The organism is Tenacibaculum sp. DPLXC6 (assembly GCF_056815515.1).
Genome location: NZ_CP141806.1, coordinates 3,031,508 through 3,053,232, shown reverse-complemented (window position 1 = coordinate 3,053,232; position 21,725 = coordinate 3,031,508). Strand labels below are relative to the sequence as shown.

The following is a 21,725-nucleotide window of genomic DNA, read 5'->3' as shown; positions in this document are numbered from 1 at the left end:
TATTGTATTTATTGAATTAAATAATTAATAATGGTACTTTGTGTATAATAAGTTACTTCTGATACAATCATATTTGTTTGAAACTTCAATTGTAATTCTTGAATATCTAACACATCGTTAAAATCTATGGTTCCTGTCTCGTAACTTTTCACCAAAATTTGTTCGGCATTTTTTGCTTGCTCTAAATTTTTAAGTTGTGTTCGGTAACTAATTACGGATGCATTTCTATCCGAAACAGCTCTGTATAATACAGACTCTAACGTATTATATCGTTGTTCTTTTTGTGATAAAATTTCCTCTTGCTGTAACTTGTTTTGCTTACTGATAGATTTATTTTTCTTATTAAAAATAGGAATTGATAACGACACCATCGGCATTACAATATCTTTTCCATTATCTACCACGTTCATATCTGTACGTTTACCAACATTCACATAATCCAGCCCAAAACCAATCATTGGTTGTTTATCTTTTTGGTTTAAGAATTCAGACTTTTCTATAGAAGTATACAACTTATCAAACTTCACTAATTCTGGATGTAACTTTAAGGTACTTGGTTGTATTTTATCAGCTTCTTTAGGAATATTCAAACTATCAATTACTGAAATTAATGTATTAACATCTTGATTTAATAATTTATTAAATGCTTTCTGCATTCCTAAAAAAGTTTCTTGTAACACTTCTTTTTGTTGTGCTAACTCGTTTTGTCTTATCTGTAACCTCAACACATCTACTGCAGAAGCTTTTCCTACTTCAACAGAAGTTAACGCTAACTTTTCATACGTTTCAAGTAACGCAATATTTTCGTCTAATACTTTTTGTTTTGCTTTAACTTCATAAAGCTTGTAATACGACTGTGCTACTGATGTTGCTAGTTTACGTTTTACTACTACAATATCTTGATAAGCTGCATCTGCTAATGAAGACACATAGTTTTCTCGTGCTGTTATGGTTCCAAAAAATGGAATCATTTGTTTTACCGAAAGTTTAAATTGTTGTGGACCTGTACGCGTTTCTGGCTCGCTTACAAAATATCCTGCTCCAAACTCTGTATTAGGCAATGTATTTACCTCTTCTTTTTTCTCTGAAATACGCTTATACTTAATATCAAACTGTTGTACTTCTGGATTGTTTTCTAAGGCTATTTTAATATATTCCTGTAGGTCTTGCCCTTGTATTGTAAAAGTAAAAAACATAGAAGCCAGAAATAAGGTTACTTTTTTATTATTTATTTTAAAACTCATCTCTTTTCGTTTTTCTTTTTAATAAAAATTCTTCTCTCCAACTGTATAATACAGGTACTATAAAGTATGAAGTAACATCTATAATCATTCCTCCAAAAGCAGGAATTGCCATTGGAATCATAATGTCACTACCCCTTCCTGTTGAAGTTAATACTGGCAATAGGGCTAAAATAGTTGTTGCCGTTGTCATTAAGCATGCTCTAATACGCTTATTTCCTCCGTGCAATGCAGATGTTCGAATGGCTTCGATTGTTTTAGGTTTATCTCTATTAAATGTTTGTGTTAAGTAAGTAGCCATTACCACACCATCATCGGTTGCAATTCCGAACAATGCAATAAATCCTACCCAAACAGCAACACTCAAGTTAATTGGATGCATTTGAAATAGTTCTCGTAAGTTTTCTCCAAATACACTAAAATTCAGGAACCAATCTTGTCCGTATAACCACATCATAATAAATCCTCCTGCAAAAGCTACTGTAATTCCTGTAAACACCATTAACGAGGTAGCTACAGAACGGAACTGAAAATACAGTATTAAAAAAATTATCATCAATGCTAGTGGTACTACTACCGATAGCGTTTTTTCTGCTCTTAATTGATTCTCGTAAGTTCCTGTAAATTGATATGATATTCCTTTAGGAACAGTTAGCTCTCCTGAGTCTATTTTTTGTTGAATTGCTTTTTGAGCTGTTTCTACCACATTTACTTCTGCAAAACCATCTAACTTATCAAATAATACATACCCGATTAAAAAAGTATCTTCACTCTTAATCACCTGAGGTCCTTGCTCATAACGAATCGTTGCTAATTCACTCAACGGAATTGGAGCTCCTTTGGCTACTGGTACATAAATGTTTTCTAAATCCGTTGGACTAGAGCGTAATTCTCTTGGGTAACGAACTCGAATTCCATAACGCTCTCTTCCTTCTACCGTTTGCGATAATTGCATACCTCCTACTGCTACTTTTAATACATCTTGTACCGTTTGAATAGCTATTCCGTAACGTGCTAATTTTTCTCTGTTAATATCAATCAACAAATAAGGTTTACCTACAATTCTATCCGCAAAAACTGCCTCTTTTTTAACTCCCTCAATCTCTTTTAAAACTCCTTCAAGTTCTACTCCAAAAGCTTCAATTTGTTTTAAATCTTGTCCTTTCACTTTAATTCCCATAGGAGCACGCATTCCTGTTTGTAACATTACCAATCGAGTTTCGATAGGTTGTAGCTTAGGTGCAGATGTTACTCCAGGTAACTTAGTTACTTTTACTATTTCGTTCCAAATATCATTAGGAGACTTAATATTTGGTCTCCAATTACGATAAAACTCTCCGTCTTCATCTTCTATTAATTCATTTGAAGAAACTTCATAGAAAGTAATTTCTGAAGTCTTATCTGTCATATTTGGATTTGCAACCGCTTTGCCATTTTTCAACATAAATAACCCTTCTTCATTCACTCGATAACGTTGACGTTCTCCATCAGAATTTAACGCATACTCTGGCTTGTAGTTAATCACATTCTCATACATTGATAAAGGAGCTGGATCTAGTGCTGAATCAGTTCTTCCTGCTTTACCCACAACCGTTCCTATTTCTGGAATATTAGCAACTGCCATGTCCAGTTGTTGCAATACTCGCTTGTTTTCTTCTACCCCTGAATGTGGCATAGAGGTCGGCATCAATAAAAATGACCCTTCATTTAACGAAGGCATAAACTCTTTTCCTGTATTTTTAAAAATTAAGAATCCACAAGTTAATACTGTTAGCGGAATGGTTAAAAACATCAGTTTGTTATTCAATGCCCATTGTAATATCTGATTGTAATATTTTTGAAGTAAACTAAAAAAACCTAACAGGCCGAAACAAACAAGTGCTACAAATAAAAGATTGGTAACAATACTTTTATCAACTCCTAAAGGTCTCCAATATTCCGCCAACAAACCAACAATTGCTAATGCAGATATAATGATATTAATGGTGTTTACTGGCAGTGTAAAATTGTAATTAGAAAACGAAACATGAGTTGTTGTTTTCCCTGAATAATTACTCCAAAACTGTACAGCTCCAAAAGCTACCAATACAACTCCTAACCAATGTCCGTAAAAAATAGCTGTAATACCTAAAGCGATTAAAACTCCGTTTACAATATATTTAAAGTTTTTTGTCAGCTCTTTTTTCTTGAATAATACGGCTGCAAATGGTGGTATTAAAAACAGTGCTACCACAATCGCTGCTATTAAAGCAAAAGTTTTGGTGAATGCTAGTGGGCGAAATAGTTTTCCTTCTGCACCAATCATCGTAAATACAGGAATAAAACTAATAATAGTTGTCATTACTGCTGTTACAATTGCTCCTGAAACTTCAGCTGTCGCATTGTAAACCAATGTATTTATCGGTAATTTATTCTCATCTCTCTCTAAGTGACTTATAATATTTTCGGAGAGTATAACCCCGACATCTACCATTGTTCCAATAGCAATAGCAATTCCTGATAAGGCTACGATGTTTGCATCAACTCCAAAGGCTTTCATTGCTATGAAAACCATCAATACTGCCACGGGTAATAATCCTGAGATTAGTACAGAAGCTCGTAAATTAAAAACCATCACTACGATTACCAAAATCGTTATCAATATTTCTAGCGTAAGAGCTTCGTTCAACGTATCTAGAGTTTCATGAATTAACTCTGTACGATCGTAAAACGGAACAATGGTTAATTGAGAGGTTCTACCATCTTTTAACTCTTTACTTGGTAAACCTGCACTTAGTTCTTTAATCTTCTCCTTTACATTGGTAATTACTTCTAAGGGGTTTGCTCCATAACGAGCTACCACTACACCTCCTACTACCTCAGCTCCTTCTTTATCTAAGATACCTCTACGAGGTTCTGCTCCTAACGATACTTTTGCAATGTCTTTTACTCGTATTGAAGTATAATTTTTAGCAGTTACTACAGCATTTTCAATATCTGCTATTGACTTTACATATCCTAAACCACGAACTAGGTATTCTGCTTGATTTATTTCTATCGTTTGTGCTCCAATATCTTGATTACTTTGCTTTACTGCTGCTACAATTTGCTGTAAACTGATATTGTATTGACGCATTAACTCTGGTTTTACGTCTATTTGATATTCTTGAACATATCCACCTATAGAACTTACTTCAGACACGCCATTTGCAGACGAAAGTGCATATTTTACATAATAGTCTTGTACACTACGTAATTCATGTAAATCCCAACCTCCAGTGACATTCCCATCTTCATCACGTCCTTCAAGTGTATACCAAAAAATCTGCCCCAATCCAGTAGCATCTGGTCCTAATGAAGGACTTACTCCTTCTGGTAGTAAATTACTTGGTAATGAATTTAACTTTTCAAGAATTCGAGAACGACTCCAATAAAAATCTACTCCTTCTTCAAAAATGACATAAATACTTGAAAGTCCAAACATAGAAGAACTACGGATGGTTTTTACTCCTGAAATTCCTAATAAAGATGTTGTTAAAGGGTAGGTTATTTGGTCTTCTATATCTTGTGGTGATTGTCCATCCCACTTTGTGAAAACAATTTGTTGATTTTCTCCAATATCTGGAATTGCATCAACAGCTACAGGTTTGCTTGGTAAAAAACCCGTATCTAAATTAAATGGTGCATTTACAGTTCCCCATCCTACAAATAAAACGAGTAATATAACTGCTACCAGTTTGTTTTCTATTAAAAATTTGATGCTTTTATTTAGCATATAAAAATGATTTTAAACAATTAAACATTGATGTTAAAAACATCGAGTACGACAAATCATCCAATTGAAATTTTCAAAAGGACAAATAGTTATTGTTTAAAAATCATATTAAATATACTTCATCAAGTACATGAATATCCTTGATGACCAGTGGAGGTGTATAATCTTTAAAAGGAATTACTTTATTATGAATTCCTTCAAATAAATTAATATAGCTGTAGTAAAATGTAGCTATAAAAACTTGTTGGTCAAAAGACAGTTGGTCAAAAGAAGTAAGCTTTAAATTGTCTTGTCCTTCAACTACAGATGCAACATCTTGACAGCAATTTTTCTTAATTACTGAACATTCTTCAGGTTTTGATTCCTGCTTCATTTCCATTCCACAAGATTCAGCCTTTACAAAATAGCTTGTACCCACTAACATGTCTCCACAAAAGTGACTATTAACGGTAAATGACATTGTAGATAACAACACTACAAAAGACATTAAAATAGATGCTATTTTACCAAATGCTTTTTTCATTTTACGCCACAAAGATACAAAAATTTAATTTTCAAAAACTTAAACAATCCTTAAAACCATTTTTTGTATTTAAAATACCCTAACATTATCATTACAGTGAACAAAATTACTCCCCACATTACAAAGTACCCACTACGATACGTAAGCTCAGGAATATATTCAAAGTTTGTACCATAAATACCCGCTATAAAGGTAATGGGAATGAATACTACCGAAAATATCGTTAGTATTTTCATAATATCATTCAAACGATTGTTTACGTTTGTTGAGTATACTGTAAGTTGCTCACTCAACATACTCTTATAGTTTTCAACTGAATCATAACTTCGTTGAACCAAATCATTCAAATCATTAAAAAAAGGTTGTTCTTTTTTTGTTATTAATTCTGTTTTTAATGCTCTAAAACTATTTATTGCCTCACGAGCTGGTCGTATTGCTTTTCTAAAATAATTAAGTTCTATTTTGTATTTATTAATTTCTTGTAATGTATTTTTATTAGGTTGTAGTAAAATTTTATCTTCTAAGAATTCAACTTTCTCGCCAAAAGTTTCCATTAAAAAATTGTAGTTATCTACAATTACATCTAATAAACAATACTTTAAATATGTTACACTATAATTTCGTACTCTTCCTTTTTTATGACGTAACCTCTCTCTTACTGACTCAAAAATATCTCCTTGCTTTTCTTGAAAAGTAATCAGCACATTTTTTAATAAATACATAGATATTTGCTCTGCTTCTAATTGATGCTTTTCTTTATTTAAAAACAACATTTTAATACTTGTAAAAATGTAATGTTCCTCAATATCTACTCTAGGTCTCTGATCGGTATTTACAATATCTTCAAGAACAAGTGTATGAATATCAAACAATTCACCAACCTTCCCTACTAATTCAACATCATGTAAACCATCAATATTAAGCCAAAGTCTCTTGTATTTATTTATATAATTTTCAAGTTCATCTATAGTTTCTAGCTCTATTTCTTCAAGTTCATTTTCATCATATCCTATTAATCGTATCCTTGTATTCTCTTCTTTTTGATTTCCTACAAAAACTGGGCTTCCAGGAATTACATTTTTAGTGTTTTTTTGCTTGGTTATAAACCTTGTCATCTGTTTAATTATACGAGATTAAATAATTTGTAAAGTCTGGCTAAAATTATGAGTTCTGATTTATTTTTTCTCGCATAAGAGCTAGAAATCTCATGTGACGCTGCTAATAAATCGTGAATTACTTTTTTTGAGAATTCTTCTTTATTCACTAAGTAATACTCTTTAAAGCTTTCATAAGCTGTTTCTGATGTTGCTTTTTCTTTTATAAGTTCTCTTAACGTTTCATATATCAACTCGCTATCTGATTTATTTTCTGATGCAGACCAGTTTTTTTCTACTCTTTTAACAATACTCTTTTTTTCTTCTACAGTCATGTTTTTATCTGCCATAGAAACTGCATAAAATAAATTAGCTATACTTTTATAGAATCCTTCAGTAAATTTCATAATTAAGCTATTTCTGGTAATATCAATATAGGTATTTTACTGTTAAATGCTGATTTTTTTATTACATTTTCTTCCAACAAACGATTAAAAAAATTGTACTTATGGTTTATTAAAACCAACAACTCACTTTCTGTTTCTTCAATATGTTTTTCAACTGTTAACGTTTCAGAGCCTTCCCAATCAATTTTTTTATACGTAACATTTACATCTTGTAATAACTCTCTTAATTTTACCTTATTCCTTTGTTGATTCTCAGATAAAAAGTTCTCTTCAGATAAGCTTACAACTTCCAACATACATTTCTTAATTGTGCTTAAATTAATTAAAAACTGTAGCTCTTTTGCTGTAAACAATCTTTTATAATTTGTTGAAAACACAACTTGATGTAATGGTTTATACTTGTAATTCATAGGAACCACAAGTATTGGACATTTATTAACTACATTAATCATTTTCATGGTATTTGTACCAATAAATGTTTCTGCCAAACTTTTTGCACCTTTCGTACCCGCAATTACTACATCAATATTCTTTTCTTCAATTGTTTTAGTAACTGCCTTTGTTAATGAATTTGACTCTACAACATACTCGTAATTAAAACCAGTATTCTCTCTTCTTAAAACTTCAATTAAATACTTTAATTCATCTTCAATTTCATTATCCATTTCATTAAACCATTTTTCATTTTCTTCGTCGCTCAATAGTTCTGAAGGCTGACTTATATACACATCTAATAAATAAATGGTTACCTCAACACCTTTAAACAGTTGTTTTGTGTAATTTAAAGCATTAATAGCTGCTTCTGAAAAATTATAGGGTATTAAAACATTCTTCATAACGATATATAACTATGATTTTCAATCAAATATAATTTTTTATTTCGAGATTATATTTACAAAACCAGAAGTATATTTGTATAAAAAACACAATAATGAAAAATCGTTTTCTAGAATTATCTATCTACAACCCATTTTTACAATTCTTGCTTTTAACAGCTTCGTTATTTTTTTTAATTCATGTAACAAAAAAATTAACTAGATCTTATGTTGTAAAAAATGCTATTGAACCTCATAGAAGAAAGTTAATTTTAAACATAAGCTATTTTTTATACTATACTTTAGCCTTATTCATTTCATTAATTATTTTTGGTATTAACTTTAAAGAAGTAATTGTTTTTGCTTCGTCAATACTCGCAGTATTAGGAGTCGGTTTTTTTGCTCAATGGTCTATTTTATCAAACCTAACGGCTAGCATTATTCTGTTTTTTTATCACCCTATGCGTATAGGAGATACTATAAAAATTATAGACAAAGACTTCGATTTACAAGGTGTTGTAAAAAACATTACTGGATTTTACGTTTTACTGTATATGCCAGAAGAAAAAAGGGAAATTACTATACCTAATACGACTATTTTATACAAAGGGATAGAGCTAATAAAGAAACAAAAAACAAGCTAACCAACTAAACTTCAATTTATTAAAAAAAATAAAAAAAAGTTTGTTGTATTAAAAAATAGTTTACATTTACCACATCTTATTACATAAGTCAAAATGTTACGTTTTACTTATTTCGGCAATAACTTCTATGGGAAGATAGTGAGTTATTTAGTGTTTGAGAAACACAACCGAAACATTAAGGTTTCTTCCTACTTTCAATACTCTCTACCACTGAATTTTTATAAACAGTGCGGTGATTGCTTAGCTTTAAGAGTCTAACTATTCATTTTATTTTGGTTTAACATCTTGTTGTAAAACAGCAACAAAGCCTTGTTATACAATTTATTTAAAAAAGTTTTGGTGTATACCTCAACTGTTTTTTGAGTGATTTTCTGTACACAATATACAGATACAACTAAAATAATAATGAATACTAAATATAAAGACTTAATAGAACAAACGTTTGATTTTCCGCAAGCGGAATTTCATACTGAAAACAATAATTTATTTTTTCACAACATTGATATGATGGAATTAGTGAAGCAATACGGAGCACCGTTAAAATTCACTTATTTACCTAAAATATCAGAAAATATAAACAAAGCCAAAAACTGGTTTCATAAAGCTATTGAAAAGCACAATTATCAAGGCAGTTACAACTATAGTTATTGTACCAAAAGCTCACACTTTAAATATGTTTTAAATGAAGCTTTAAAAAATGATATACATATTGAAACATCGTCTGCTTTTGATATAGATATTGTAAAATCACTAAAAAAAGAAGGTAAGTTAAGTGATGATGCTTATGTATTGTGCAACGGTTTTAAACGCGATCAATACATTGCTAATATTGTTAGTTTAATTGATGGCGGACATACAAATTGCATACCAATAATAGACAATTATGAGGAGTTAAATTTATTACTAGACGAAACTAGAAGTAAGTTTAATGTAGGAATTCGTATAGCTTCTGAAGAAGAACCTAAGTTTGAGTTTTACACTAGCCGTTTAGGAATTGGTTATAAAAATATTGTATCCTTTTATGAACGTGAAATAGCTAATAATCCGCAAGTAGAGTTAAAGATGTTACACTTCTTTATCAATACAGGAATTAGAGATAATGCCTATTACTGGAACGAATTATTAAAGTGTTTACGAGTATATACAAAACTTAAAAAAGTATGTCCAAGTTTAGATAGTTTAAATATAGGTGGAGGGTTTCCTATTAAAAACTCATTAGCGTTTGATTACGATTATGAGTATATGGTAGACGAAATCATCAACCAAATAAATCTTGCTTGTAAAGAAGCTGGTGTAGAAGTTCCTAACATTTTTACTGAATTTGGAAGTTTTACTGTAGGAGAATCGGGAGGAGCTGTGTATGAAGTGTTATACCAAAAGAAACAAAATGATCGTGAAAAATGGAATATGATTAATTCATCTTTCATTACCACCTTACCTGATTCTTGGGCTATAAACAAACGCTTTATCATGCTTCCTCTTAACAAATGGAATCATAGATACGAACGTGTTTTATTAGGAGGTTTAACCTGCGATAGCGACGATTATTACAACTCAGAGCAGCATGTAAACGGAATTTATTTACCTGTATACGAAAAAGAGAGTCCTTTATACGTAGGCTTTTTCAATACAGGAGCATACCAAGAAACTATTGGTGGTTTTGGCGGATTACAACACTGTTTAATCCCAACTCCAAAACATATATTAATTGACATAAACAAAAATGGTGATTTAACCACCAAATTATTTAAAGAACAACAAAAAAGCGAAGAACTATTATCTATCTTAGGATACTAGTAAAAAAATATCAAAATGAAAAAAAGAAATTACGCAGGAATACCTGACCAATACGCAAAACTAGAAAATGCGAAAGTAGTACTTATACCTGTTCCTTATGATGGAACTAGTACTTGGCTAAAAGGAGCTGATAAAGGACCAGAAGCATTTTTAGATGCTTCTGAAAACATGGAGTTATACGATATAGAAACTGATAGTGAAGTATACAAAGAAGGTGTTTATTTAGCTGATGCTGTTACTGAAGACTCTTCTCCTGAAGCTATGGTAGAAGCTGTACATGCAACAACAAAAAAATTCATCAATAAAAATAAGTTTGTAACTCTTTTTGGAGGAGAACATTCAATTTCAATAGGAACAATCCGTGCTTTTAACGAATGTTTTAACAACCTTACTGTTTTACATATTGATGCACATGCCGATTTACGTAAAGAATATGAAGGTAGCTCTTGCAATCATGCTTGTGCTGTATACGAAGCGAGTCAAACGACTAACTTAGTACAAGTAGGTATTCGCAGTATGGACATATCAGAAAAGTCTTCTATGAATATGGATAAAGTCTTTTTTGCACACGATATGGCTGTAAATGAATACTGGATGGATGAAGTTATCGATCAATTAACAGGTAATGTTTTTATCACATTTGATTTAGATGCTATAGATCCTTCATTATTGCCAAGTACAGGAACACCTGAACCAGGAGGATTATTTTACTATGAAACTTTAGAGTTTTTAAAGAGAGTGTTTACCGAAAGAAATGTAGTTGGTTTTGATATTGTAGAATTATGCCCTAACGAAAATGAGAAATCTTCAGATTTTTTAGCAGCAAAATTATACTATAAAATGTTGAGCTATAAGTTTTCTTCTACCATGGAAGATGAAGAAGATTATGATGATGACGAAAACTCTGCATTTAACAAATTAGCAAAGTTTAAAAGCGACGACGACGATTATTAAAATGCACTTACAAACAATTGCATATCATCTTGAAAAACGAATAGCACTTAGTGCTATTCGCTCACAGTTTGAATCGTATGAATTAATAAAAAGAGAACATTCTTTTTTATTATATAAAATTACTGACAACTCATACATCTATGTAAAAGATTATGGAAGTGTTGTTTTCATGAACTGTACGGATAATTTAATTAGTCAAATTGTTAGTTTTTTAATCAATAAAGAAAATTCAAATGTCAACAACTTACCCTCAGAAAAATACAACATCACTTTTTCTGATACTATAGAAGTTGATTTTGGAACTATTCAAATTAAAAATTTAAACGATGACGTAGCACATATTATCATGCTCAACCTAGCACAATCTGTAGCATTGATGAATTATGTAAATAAAACATCTGATTTACACGACAAGACATTAGTGTATTCAAAGCAATTAGAAAAAACTGGAAGTTTTAAACTTTCTAAAATTCAAATGCGAAAATTTATTGGTAAAACCTTAAATTTAAAAAATAACATTGCTGAAAACTTATTTGTTTTTGACTCACCAGATGTTGCTTGGAATAACAAAGACTTGTCTGATTTAGACTATAAACTAAAAGATGAATTAGACATTTTAAAACGTCATCAAGGAATTGAAAATAGTTTAAACGTAATTAAAGAAAATTTAGATTTATTCAACGATATACTACAACATAAATACAGTAGCATGCTAGAATGGATTATCATTCTTCTAATTCTTTTTGAAGTAGTACAGGTAATTGTTGAAAAACTTATTTAACAAAATAAAAAAATGGACAAACCTATAACCAATTTTATAGAAAAATACTTTTTACACTTTAACGCAGCTGCTCTAGTAGATGCTGCAAAAGGGTATGAAGCACAACTAGAACAAGGCTCTAAAATGTTAGTGTCATTAGCAGGTGCTATGAGTACAGCTGAGTTGGGTAAAATTTTCGCTGAAATGATTCGTCAAGATAAAGTGCATATCATTTCTTGTACTGGTGCAAATCTTGAAGAAGATATTATGAACCTAGTTGCTCATTCACATTATAAAAGAGTACCAAACTATCGTGACTTAACACCCCAAGAAGAATGGGACTTATTATTAAAAGGGTTAAACCGTGTTACCGATACTTGCATTCCTGAAGAGGAAGCTTTTAGACGCCTACAAAAGCATATTTTCAAAATTTGGAAAGATGCAGAAGAAGCTGGTGAACGTTATCTTCCACATGAATTTATGTACAAGCTTTTATTATCAGGAGTTTTAGAAGAGTATTACGAAATCGACTTGAAAGACTCTTGGATGTATGCAGCTGCAGAAAAGAATTTACCAATTGTTGTTCCTGGATGGGAAGATAGTACTATGGGAAATATTTTTGCTTCTTATGTGGTAAAAGGAGAGCTAAAAGCTTCTACTATGAAATCTGGTATTGAATATATGACTTTTTTAGCTGACTGGTATGCTGAGAACTCAGAAAACGGAATTGGTTTTTTCCAAATTGGAGGTGGAATCGCTGGAGATTTCCCTATTTGTGTAGTACCAATGTTGTATCAAGATTTAGAGAGAGAAGACACTCCTTTCTGGAGTTATTTCTGTCAAATTTCAGATTCAACTACAAGCTACGGATCATATTCAGGAGCTGTTCCTAATGAAAAGATTACATGGGGTAAATTAGACATTGATACTCCAAAGTTTATTATAGAAAGTGATGCAACTATTGTTGCTCCATTAATATTTGCTTATTTATTAAAAATGTAACCTTATGAAAAGAGTTATTGTAGACTATGCTAAGTTAACTACTGATATTTTAGATCTATTAGTAGAGAGATATCCTGATGGATACGATCATTCGGACATTATTTCCTTTAAAAACAGTAAAGGGGAAACAGTAAAAGCTGTAGAAGTAAATACTGAAGACACTCTTTTTTTAGTAAAAATAAGTTCTCAGTTACAACAATCTATGGAAGATCATGAAACTGATGATGAAGATAATGATGATACTTTTGATGAAATTGAAATAACTGATGATTTCGATAATGAATAAATAGTAAATTGTATTTAAACCATGGCTTATTATAACTCACAACAAACAGTTACATTAGTCGGCGTTTATCAAGGATACACAAACGGCTATTATGTTTTTGAATTAGAAAACGGAGATATTATTGACTTTGAACAAATCAACAAAAAGAATCTTGAACATTTAGATTTAAAGTCTTCATCTCTAAAAAATAAAAGTTTTGAAATTACGTACAAAGAAATTTTTGATGATGTAGATGATGAAGATCTTGTAATTTTTAAGTTAGAAAACTTACAACCACTTTAAAAACAAATCCCATTCTCTTTAGAATGGGATTTAACTTTTTATAATATACTTAGTATTGATTTATACTGATCTAAATCTATCTTACCACTAAAAACCTTTGTGGTTTTAGAGATTATCTCTTCTGCTCTTTCTTGTGAAAAACCTAGCTGAATAGCATATCTCAAAATTAATTTTAACTCAGCCTCATCTATTTCATGATCTGAATAAATTATTTTGAATAAATCTAGTAAACGCTCCAACCTATCATCAGTTTTTGCTTGTGGCACTACTGGATATTTTTTTGAGTTTTCTACTATTTCTTTGTACTCTGCTTCCGTAATGTCTAATTTTCTAGCAAAACGATTTACTAATTTTTCTTCATCTTCATTTAAATCTCCATCAATAATAGCAAGATTTACAATAGCACTAAAGTGAGCTACATTATTTCTATGCTTACTTGATTCGTATAAATCTACAATACTCATAATTATTCTATTTTTTTTATTGATTGTAAAACAGGAGTTTCAATTTCATCGTCTGATACCTTATAATCATACGTAATTTCAAACTTCTGTTCTACAAATTTATCATCTTTTAAATTATAAATTTTTAATATTTTCTCTGATATAGTTTCAAAAGTAATTACATCTTCATCTCCCTCTTCGTCTTCAAACGAAAAAGTATAACCATACTCATCATAACCTTGAAAAATTGCTACAGTTTTTATAGGGTCTATAAGTTTATTTTGTTTAGTTGTAAAAGCCAAACTTGCCCCAATAAATAATATAAAAACTGTTTTTATAAATGTACTTTTCATTTTCTTTAAAAATTTTAATTAATAAACTTTCATCTTGGATATTAACCACAACAAGTCCAAGTTTCTTTTAGCAAAAACTAGCTTTTAGTTATGCTCGTGGCACTTAAAGAAAATGATGTTACATAGGCTTTTATTATTACTGTTTCATCTATATAAAGATACATTTTTTTTCATTCTTTTTTACAAAGTCTTAATTATTTTTAAGTTAAAAGAACACAATAAAAAAGACCTTAAACTTCCGCTTAAGGCCTTTTCGTCTAACCAAACTTAGTATAAAAACTAACTACTACTATTTTTAATCCTTTAAAAACTTCTCTTTGTAAGCTTTAAGCAGAAAAGAGAAGTTTTGTATTTAAAGGGTAATATTTTTAATGAATTTGTATTCTTTTCTTTTGCCTACACTATTATGACACCATTATTTTTAATTGGTCACCTAAAAGCATAAAAAAAACTCAAAAAAGTTTTTGAGTTTTTAATACAAGTATTTTCTAAGTACTATTCTGTGTTCTGGTATAGATTTATCGTAGTTTTCAACCAGCAATTCTAATATTTCTGGAGGTTCTTTTCCTATACCCTTTTTTGAGCTGTATTTTGATACGTACAAGTTATATTGTGAATCTTTCTTTTCAAAAATTAAAAAATGCTCTTTGTTCAGTTCCGAAAAGCTTATTTCATTTTCTTGAAACGTTCCTGAGCTATCTTTAAAAAATTCTGAAAATTCGTAATACCTAAAAATGTTCTCCATTCTTACACTATCTCTGCTGATAAACCTAACTCTAATAACTTAGAGCATCTTGGTTCTAAATCTTTATACTCTCCTGTCTTAACCGAGCATTTTCCTTTATAATGCACTAAAATAGTACATTGTTCTGCTTGCTCTAATGTATGATCACATACGGTTACAAGACTATCAATTACAAAATCAAAGGTATTTACATCATCGTTATGTAAAACAATTTCATGCTTTCTTGTTTCATTTAATAAAACATCAAGCTCTTCTTGAATTTTTTCTATCGTACTCATTTGTTTTATTTTTGATACTGCAAAGCTACCCAATTATTTCTTTTTATGGTATCTTTTAATGTTAAACTGTACTTAGACACCTCATTATCAATCACTGGAATATCTTCACTATAAAATCCGCTTAATAATAAAACTCCTTTTTCAGTTAAACAATTTGTATACGTTTGCATATCATTTAGTAAAATATTACGATTGATATTCGCTATTATAACATCATACTTTTTTCCTTCTAAAAGTGACGCATCTCCTTCATAAACTGAAATATGCTTACAGTTATTTCTTTCTACATTTTCTAATGAGTTTTCGTAACACCAAGCATCAATATCAATAGCATCAATAGGCTGTGCTCCTTTCATTTCAGCAAAAATTGCTAAAATCCCTGTTCCACATCCCATGTCTAAAACTTTTTTATCAGTTACATCTAAATTAATTAAATGTTGCACCATCATGTGTGTAGTTTCATGATGCCCTGTACCAAAACTCATTTTTGGTTCAATAACAATATCATATGGCAAATTCGGGTTTTCATGAAACGGAGCTCTTATGCTTACCAAGTCATCTACTTGAATAGGATTGAAGTTCTTTTCCCATTCCGCATTCCAATTAGTTTGTTCTATTTCTTTATGCTTGTATTGAATTGAAAATTCTTCTGAATTTAGAACAAAAACATCTTCTAAAATAGTTTCGCTCCAATCATCTTTTTGAATATACGCTACTACCCCATTTTCGTTTTCAACAAAACTTTCAAACCCTAAAGCTCCCAATTCAGCTATTAAAATTTCTGTAGTTGGTTCTTTTGGTGTTACTTCAAAAGTATATTCTATATAAATATTATCCATTAAATTGATTTAATTATTGCTGCAAAATCTTCAGCTTTTAATGCTGCTCCACCTATTAAACCTCCATCTACATCTGGCTTAGAAAAAATTTCTTTAGCATTAGCAGGCTTTACACTTCCTCCGTATAAAATTGAAATAGCATTGGCTGTTTCTGCTCCATACTTTTTTGCTAAAAGCTCTCTTACAAAAGCATGCATTTCTTGCGCTTGCTCAGGCGAAGCTGTTTCTCCTGTACCAATTGCCCAAACTGGTTCATACGCTAAAATAATATTTTTAAAATCAGCTTCTTTAAGATGAAACAACGCTTTTTTAAGTTGGTTTTCAACTACTTTAAAGTGATTTCCAGACTTTCTATCTTCTAACAATTCCCCAAAACAAAAAACAACTTCTAATTTGTTTTCTAAAGCAGCATCTACCTTTTGAGCTAATAACTCATCAGTTTCACCAAAATATTCTCTACGCTCAGAGTGTCCTAAAATTACTATGTTAACACCTAAATTCGTTAACATATCTGCAGAAACCTCTCCTGTATACGCTCCACTTTTAGATTGATGCATGTTTTGTGCGGCAACCTCTACAACCGAATCTTCAGTGTTTTTAACTGCTAATTGTAGGTTTACAAAACTAGGAGCAATTATTACTCTAGTACCTTCTTCTAAACCAGCTTGTACTTCTTTCTTTATTCCCTCGATTAATCCTTTTGCTTCATCAAGGTTTTTATTCATCTTCCAGTTACCTGCAACTATTTTTTGTCTCACGTGTATTATTTTTTCTGGTTATTGATTTTGTGTTTGCAAAATTACATTTTTTCTAGGCTTTGACGAATTAATTTATCGGTGGCTTTTGTTGCATCAAAAACAATTATTTTTCCATTTTCGTCTATAACTAAAAACCTTGGTATCCAACCTAAACCTAAAAACTTACCAAACTTGCCTTCCCATCCTGATTCTATAAAATAATGTTCTCCTTTTATATTTAGGCGTTCAATACCATTTTTCCAATCGGTCTTATTTCTATCTAAGGATAAAAAAATATATCTAGCTCCTCCGTAATCTTCTTGTACCTTCTGTACTTCAGGAATACTTTTTAAACAGTCTGGACACCAAGAAGCCCAAATATCTATTAATATCTTCTTCCCTTTGTGTTTTTCTAAGATTTTACTGAATGAAACCTCTTTTCCTTCTAAAGAAGTAAAAACATCCTCCAACGCTTCTGTAGAGAAACGATCTGGGCTTTCTTTTGAACAACCGAATAAGGTTAATCCAATAAAAGCTACTATTATTATTTTTTTCATGCTATTGTACTTTGTTTTGGAGCTTATCTGACACTTTAGATGATTTATACACGCTAATTTTACCTTCTTCATCAATTACTAAAAATCTCGGAATCGTTTTTAATTTTAAAAACTCGCCAAGCGCTCCTTTTCCTTTTTTTTGAATGTAATAGTGTTGACCTTTTACAGGAATGCTTTCTAAGCCTCTTTTCCAATCATGATATGAATGATCTACTGATAGAAAAATATACGCAAGTTCTGGATTTTTCTTCTGAAAGTTGATTACATCTTTAAAACTGCGTTGACTGTAAGGACAGTAAGTTGCAAATATTTGTGCAAATACCTTTTTACCTTTATTTTTCTCTAAAACTTCTTTGAATAAAATTGGTTTTCTATCTAAAGTCAGTAATTCTTCATTTAGAGGTTCTAACGTGAATTCTTTAGGTTGAAATACAGCACAACTTGATAAAAAAACTATGGTAATCAATAAAAAAAATGCTCTCATCTATTGTAATCTTATTCGAGGATCTAACCAACTATATAATATATCTACTAAAATATTTATAATTATAAATAGTGTAGCAACTACTAAAACAGCTCCCATAATTACTGGTAAATCAAGCGTGTTTAACGAGTTTACTATTTCTTTTCCTAATCCGTTCCAGTTAAAAATATACTCTACAAAAACTGCTCCGGCAAGCATCGAGGCAAACCACCCTGATATTGCTGTTATTACTGGATTTAATGAGTTTTTCAACGCATGTTTTTTTATTACTTGATACATCGTTAACCCTTTAGCTTTTGCTGTTCGAATATAATCTTGATTTAAGGTTTCTAACAATGAATTACGCTTTAACTGTATTACTACAGCAAGCGGGCGAATTCCCAACACTATTGCTGGTAATATTAAATTCTTCCATTGAATATGCATTCCTTCACCAAAATCATCAACTTCATATAAACTTCCCGTCATTTCTAGATGTGTATATTTATTTAACACAAACCCAAAAAACCAAGCAAACAATATAGCTGAGAAAAATGAAGGCACACTCATTCCTAAAGTACTGACGACAGCTATAAGTCTATCAAAAAAAGTGTCTTTAAATAAGGCAGAAAATATTCCTAATACAATCCCTAAAAACAGTGCTATTGTTATGGCTACAATAGCTAAAATTGCAGTATTTGGTAAGGTTTCTTTAATTACTTCAGAAACATTTTTACCATTTTTTTGGAAAGATTGACGCAAATACGGAGTTTTTATTACTACTTCAGTATTCCCTATAGAGAATAAGGATTGAGCATTGTATTTTCCTTCAGATAAAAAAGTATAATTCTCTTTGTTTTTACTGTGGAACGACAATGGTGATACATCATTTAAATAATACATGTACTGAGTAAAAACAGGTTTATCAAATCCATATTTCTTTCGTATATTTTGTAATTGCTCAGTATCTTCTCGTTGATCTAACATCATACGAGCGGGGTCACCCGGTAAGATATTGAACAGTAAAAAAATTACTGTTACCACTCCAAACAGTGTTAAGAATCCGTAAAAAATTTTGTTGATGATATATTGAAACATATGTAACAAAGATAACAGAAACTGCTAAATTTATGTACTTTTGCCTAACTTTTACAACAACACATGACAACACAACAACTTGTATCAGAAATCCGAAAAAAGAAATCATTTTTATGTATTGGATTAGATGTTGATTTAGACAAAATTCCAGCACATTTACTTCAAGAAGAAGATCCCATTTTTGCCTTTAACAAAGCTATTATTGATGCTACGCATCATCTTTGCGTAGCTTACAAACCAAACACTGCTTTTTATGAAGCATATGGTATTAAAGGATGGAAATCTCTTGAAAAAACGATTAATTACCTAAACGAAAAATATCCTGAAATTTTCACAATTGCTGATGCTAAACGTGGTGATATCGGTAACACTTCAACTATGTATGCAAAAGCTTTTTTTGAAGATTTAGCTTTTGATTCAGTAACTGTTGCCCCATATATGGGAAAAGATTCTGTTGAACCTTTTTTAGCTTTTAAAGATAAACACACCATTCTGTTGGCGTTAACTTCTAACCAAGGCGCTTTTGATTTTCAAACAAAAACAGTTGATGGTAAAGAGTTATATAAACAGGTCATTGAAACTTCTAAATCTTGGGAAAATTCTCAAAATCTGATGTATGTCGTGGGAGCTACCAAGGCTGAATATTTAGCTGACATCAGAAAGATTATTCCTGAAAGCTTTTTATTAGTTCCTGGTGTTGGTGCCCAAGGAGGAAATCTAGAAGAAGTTTGCAAATACGGAATGACTGATACTGTAGGGCTATTAATTAATTCTTCTCGTGGAGTTATTTATGCTTCTAACGGAACTAATTTCGCTGAAGCTGCTACTACAAAAGCTGAGGAGCTACAACAACAAATGGAAACTATCCTAAAATAAAAGAAAGCCAAGGTTAATGACTCCTTGGCTTATAATTAATTCAAATAACTACATCAAATGAAAACAAAAATTTAATGTAATTAGCTTCTTATTCTATTCACAACTCTTTTAATTTTGATCACTTGGTGTTATGTTTGGATTTGCATTAATTTCTGCTTGAGGAATTTTAAAAATCCAATCATCATTTAAAGAAGGTTTTTCTATCTGATAAGCTCCCTGATAAAGTACCGCTGAAGCACCTGAACCTCCATTAGCTCCATGATCTATCCCTTCATCCCAACGGATTTTATCTGTGTATCCAAACCCTTCTCCCCATAATTCTACTCCTCTTTGAAACTTAATATGATCCATTAAAGATTCTTGTGTATTATAAACTGTTACATCATAAGCACTATCACGCTCTTCACCTAATGGTTTTAAAGCATTTTGTGCTCCTGTAATATCATTCATCATTGCTTTTGCTTCAGCTTCAATTAAATACATTTCTGAGGCACGCATATAAATTATATCATCAGGATCAATAGATCCAGGATTCTTATTCTTCAATTTAAAATGCATATAAGGATGTTGGTTAAAACTATTCGTAATACCATACTCTGAATTTATTTCTGCTCTTCTGGCATTATATGCATCTAGATCACTTGCATAATTAGGGTCTCTTGGCAATCCAGTATCTGAATCAAGCCCTCCTTCATTGTTTGCCGCAGAAAAATTCGTATTAGGTGCGTCAATTATGAATACATCTTTTCTATAATCTGTATCAGGAATTGCATCAACCAACCTTCTGTCAGCTATTTTTGGATTATTTCTAATTTGACTTCCATTAAAAGTATTACTAGCTAGATAAAAGTATGAACGGAAAAATGTTGTTTCTGTTTGAATAACATTACTTCCCCAAATAACTTCCGAAAGGTCATTTGAATTAAATCCTGCTTTCCATTCTGACTCATTCATTAACGGATAATTTTGACGTGCGGCCACAGCAGCATCAGCAGCTGTTTGCCAATCTCCTTTAGAAAGAGCCCATCTAGCTTTCAATCCATAAGCTACATCTATATTCAACTGGGATTTTACTTCTGGGCCTCCTGATGGTCTTGTTGATCCATTTTCAAAAGCACTAATAGCAGCATCTAAATCTAGCTCTATTTGATTATAAATCTCTTCAACTGTTGATCTTGGTTCGCTAGTAAACGGTGACTCTGAAGAAAAAAGTAAAGGCACGCCTGGGTCACTACTAGGATTACCTATTAAATACCCTCTAGCATAATGCTGCACCAAAGATAAATATGCATAAGCTCTATACGTATAAGCTTGCCCTAAAATTGAATTTAATGCCGGGGTTTCTGTTAAGTTTCCTTCTAGAATACCATTAATCAACAAATTTGCATGTAGAATAATATTATATCGATGATACCATAATAATTCGTTCGTTAGTGATGTTGGTTGTGTATGTGAATTCCACTGCATTTCTGTTCTCCAACCTAAATTATTAGCATTAGCACTATGAATTAATCCTCCAGATAAATTATCTCCTAATGGAACCCAATAATGATTTCCTGCTCTTTGAGAGTCTCCTCCTGGGAATATTGTTTGTGACTGAGAGTATAAGCCCCTATGCACTCCATCCAGTACTAACTGCATATTTGTTTCGTTCGCTAGTGCATCAGATGCAGAAATAGCATCTGTTGGAGTTCTCTCAAGAAAGTCTTCTTTACAAGATGTTATCGAAATAAGTATAACAGCTATTGATAAGTATTTTAATTTATTTAACATAATG

The 21,725-nt window shown here is 31.1% G+C and carries 24 protein-coding genes; 8 read left to right on the top strand and 16 right to left on the bottom strand.

Annotation, left to right across the window (positions count from 1 at the left end; translation table 11 throughout):
• Positions 1 to 8: 8 nt before the first annotated feature.
• From VCM48_RS13910 to VCM48_RS13885, 6 genes are all read right to left on the bottom strand, one after another.
• Positions 9 to 1,244, bottom strand: a complete 1,236-nt coding sequence (locus tag VCM48_RS13910) for a TolC family protein (RefSeq protein ID WP_482270906.1) — start codon at positions 1,242 to 1,244, stop codon at positions 9 to 11.
• Positions 1,234 to 4,995 (bottom strand): efflux RND transporter permease subunit, encoded by a 3,762-nt coding sequence (locus VCM48_RS13905; RefSeq protein WP_482270905.1) that lies wholly within the window; start codon positions 4,993 to 4,995, stop codon positions 1,234 to 1,236. The genes VCM48_RS13910 and VCM48_RS13905 overlap by 11 nt, the downstream gene beginning before the upstream one ends.
• Before the next feature lie 103 nt (positions 4,996 to 5,098).
• A complete protein-coding gene (locus VCM48_RS13900) occupies positions 5,099 to 5,518 on the bottom strand; it encodes an HYC_CC_PP family protein (protein WP_482270904.1) in 420 nt (139 codons plus the stop codon).
• 50 nt (positions 5,519 to 5,568) lie between these two features.
• Positions 5,569 to 6,633, bottom strand: coding sequence for a magnesium/cobalt transporter CorA (gene corA, locus VCM48_RS13895; RefSeq protein WP_274639296.1), 1,065 nt, complete (start codon positions 6,631 to 6,633; stop codon positions 5,569 to 5,571).
• An 8-nt stretch (positions 6,634 to 6,641) separates the two neighbouring features.
• Positions 6,642 to 7,019, bottom strand: coding sequence for a hypothetical protein (locus VCM48_RS13890; RefSeq protein ID WP_482270903.1), 378 nt, complete (start codon positions 7,017 to 7,019; stop codon positions 6,642 to 6,644).
• Between the two features lie 2 nt (positions 7,020 to 7,021).
• Positions 7,022 to 7,855 (bottom strand): universal stress protein, encoded by an 834-nt coding sequence (locus VCM48_RS13885; protein WP_482270902.1) that lies wholly within the window; start codon positions 7,853 to 7,855, stop codon positions 7,022 to 7,024.
• Positions 7,856 to 7,950: 95 nt separating this feature from the next.
• On the opposite strand from VCM48_RS13885, the gene VCM48_RS13880 reads away from it, so the two are divergent.
• From VCM48_RS13880 to VCM48_RS13850, 7 genes are all read left to right on the top strand, one after another.
• Complete coding sequence (locus tag VCM48_RS13880; protein ID WP_274639293.1) at positions 7,951 to 8,478, top strand: mechanosensitive ion channel domain-containing protein; 528 nt, start codon at positions 7,951 to 7,953, stop codon at positions 8,476 to 8,478.
• Between the two features lie 405 nt (positions 8,479 to 8,883).
• Positions 8,884 to 10,275 carry an arginine decarboxylase gene (locus VCM48_RS13875; RefSeq protein ID WP_482270901.1) on the top strand — a complete coding sequence of 464 codons (1,392 nt, stop codon included), beginning with the start codon at positions 8,884 to 8,886 and terminating at the stop codon, positions 10,273 to 10,275.
• Between the two features lie 15 nt (positions 10,276 to 10,290).
• Positions 10,291 to 11,229, top strand: a complete 939-nt coding sequence (gene speB / locus VCM48_RS13870; protein WP_482270900.1) for an agmatinase — start codon at positions 10,291 to 10,293, stop codon at positions 11,227 to 11,229.
• Position 11,230: 1 nt separating this feature from the next.
• Positions 11,231 to 12,010: an RMD1 family protein gene (locus VCM48_RS13865; protein ID WP_274639291.1), complete on the top strand. Its 780-nt coding sequence runs from the start codon at positions 11,231 to 11,233 to the stop codon at positions 12,008 to 12,010.
• 12 nt (positions 12,011 to 12,022) lie between these two features.
• On the top strand, positions 12,023 to 12,991 hold the full coding sequence (locus tag VCM48_RS13860; RefSeq protein ID WP_482270899.1) for a deoxyhypusine synthase family protein: 969 nt from the start codon (positions 12,023 to 12,025) through the stop codon (positions 12,989 to 12,991).
• 4 nt (positions 12,992 to 12,995) lie between these two features.
• On the top strand, positions 12,996 to 13,277 hold the full coding sequence (locus VCM48_RS13855) for a hypothetical protein (protein WP_274639289.1): 282 nt from the start codon (positions 12,996 to 12,998) through the stop codon (positions 13,275 to 13,277).
• Between the two features lie 21 nt (positions 13,278 to 13,298).
• Positions 13,299 to 13,559: a hypothetical protein gene (locus tag VCM48_RS13850; RefSeq protein ID WP_099216027.1), complete on the top strand. Its 261-nt coding sequence runs from the start codon at positions 13,299 to 13,301 to the stop codon at positions 13,557 to 13,559.
• 38 nt (positions 13,560 to 13,597) lie between these two features.
• Here VCM48_RS13850 and VCM48_RS13845 read toward each other — a convergent pair whose 3' ends face one another.
• The 9 genes from VCM48_RS13845 to VCM48_RS13805 form a co-directional block, all read right to left on the bottom strand.
• Entirely contained in the window at positions 13,598 to 14,023 is a 426-nt protein-coding gene (locus VCM48_RS13845) for a tellurite resistance TerB family protein (RefSeq protein WP_121146030.1), read from the bottom strand.
• Between the two features lie 2 nt (positions 14,024 to 14,025).
• Positions 14,026 to 14,355 carry a hypothetical protein gene (locus VCM48_RS13840; protein ID WP_274639287.1) on the bottom strand — a complete coding sequence of 110 codons (330 nt, stop codon included), beginning with the start codon at positions 14,353 to 14,355 and terminating at the stop codon, positions 14,026 to 14,028.
• Between the two features lie 472 nt (positions 14,356 to 14,827).
• The gene (locus VCM48_RS13835; RefSeq protein WP_099216024.1) at positions 14,828 to 15,100 is read right to left on the bottom strand and encodes a hypothetical protein; all 273 of its coding nucleotides are present in this window, start codon (positions 15,098 to 15,100) and stop codon (positions 14,828 to 14,830) included.
• A gap of 2 nt (positions 15,101 to 15,102) precedes the next feature.
• Positions 15,103 to 15,378 carry an ATP-dependent Clp protease adaptor ClpS gene (locus tag VCM48_RS13830; RefSeq protein ID WP_121146033.1) on the bottom strand — a complete coding sequence of 92 codons (276 nt, stop codon included), beginning with the start codon at positions 15,376 to 15,378 and terminating at the stop codon, positions 15,103 to 15,105.
• 5 nt (positions 15,379 to 15,383) lie between these two features.
• Positions 15,384 to 16,217 carry a 50S ribosomal protein L11 methyltransferase gene (gene prmA / locus VCM48_RS13825; protein WP_482270898.1) on the bottom strand — a complete coding sequence of 278 codons (834 nt, stop codon included), beginning with the start codon at positions 16,215 to 16,217 and terminating at the stop codon, positions 15,384 to 15,386.
• Entirely contained in the window at positions 16,217 to 16,975 is a 759-nt protein-coding gene (gene tpiA, locus VCM48_RS13820) for a triose-phosphate isomerase (protein WP_482270897.1), read from the bottom strand. Before tpiA ends, prmA begins: the two co-directional genes overlap by 1 nt.
• Before the next feature lie 41 nt (positions 16,976 to 17,016).
• Positions 17,017 to 17,511 (bottom strand): TlpA family protein disulfide reductase, encoded by a 495-nt coding sequence (locus VCM48_RS13815; RefSeq protein ID WP_482270896.1) that lies wholly within the window; start codon positions 17,509 to 17,511, stop codon positions 17,017 to 17,019.
• Between the two features lies 1 nt (position 17,512).
• Positions 17,513 to 17,995: a TlpA family protein disulfide reductase gene (locus VCM48_RS13810; RefSeq protein WP_482270895.1), complete on the bottom strand. Its 483-nt coding sequence runs from the start codon at positions 17,993 to 17,995 to the stop codon at positions 17,513 to 17,515.
• Entirely contained in the window at positions 17,996 to 19,072 is a 1,077-nt protein-coding gene (locus VCM48_RS13805; RefSeq protein WP_482270894.1) for an ABC transporter permease, read from the bottom strand.
• Positions 19,073 to 19,135: 63 nt separating this feature from the next.
• Between VCM48_RS13805 and pyrF the strand changes: the two genes are divergently transcribed.
• Complete coding sequence (gene pyrF / locus VCM48_RS13800) at positions 19,136 to 19,948, top strand: orotidine-5'-phosphate decarboxylase (RefSeq protein ID WP_482270893.1); 813 nt, start codon at positions 19,136 to 19,138, stop codon at positions 19,946 to 19,948.
• 108 nt (positions 19,949 to 20,056) lie between these two features.
• On the opposite strand, the gene VCM48_RS13795 is transcribed toward pyrF, so the two are convergent.
• On the bottom strand, positions 20,057 to 21,721 hold the full coding sequence (locus tag VCM48_RS13795) for a RagB/SusD family nutrient uptake outer membrane protein (RefSeq protein ID WP_482270892.1): 1,665 nt from the start codon (positions 21,719 to 21,721) through the stop codon (positions 20,057 to 20,059).
• Between the last annotated feature and the right edge of the window lie 4 nt (positions 21,722 to 21,725).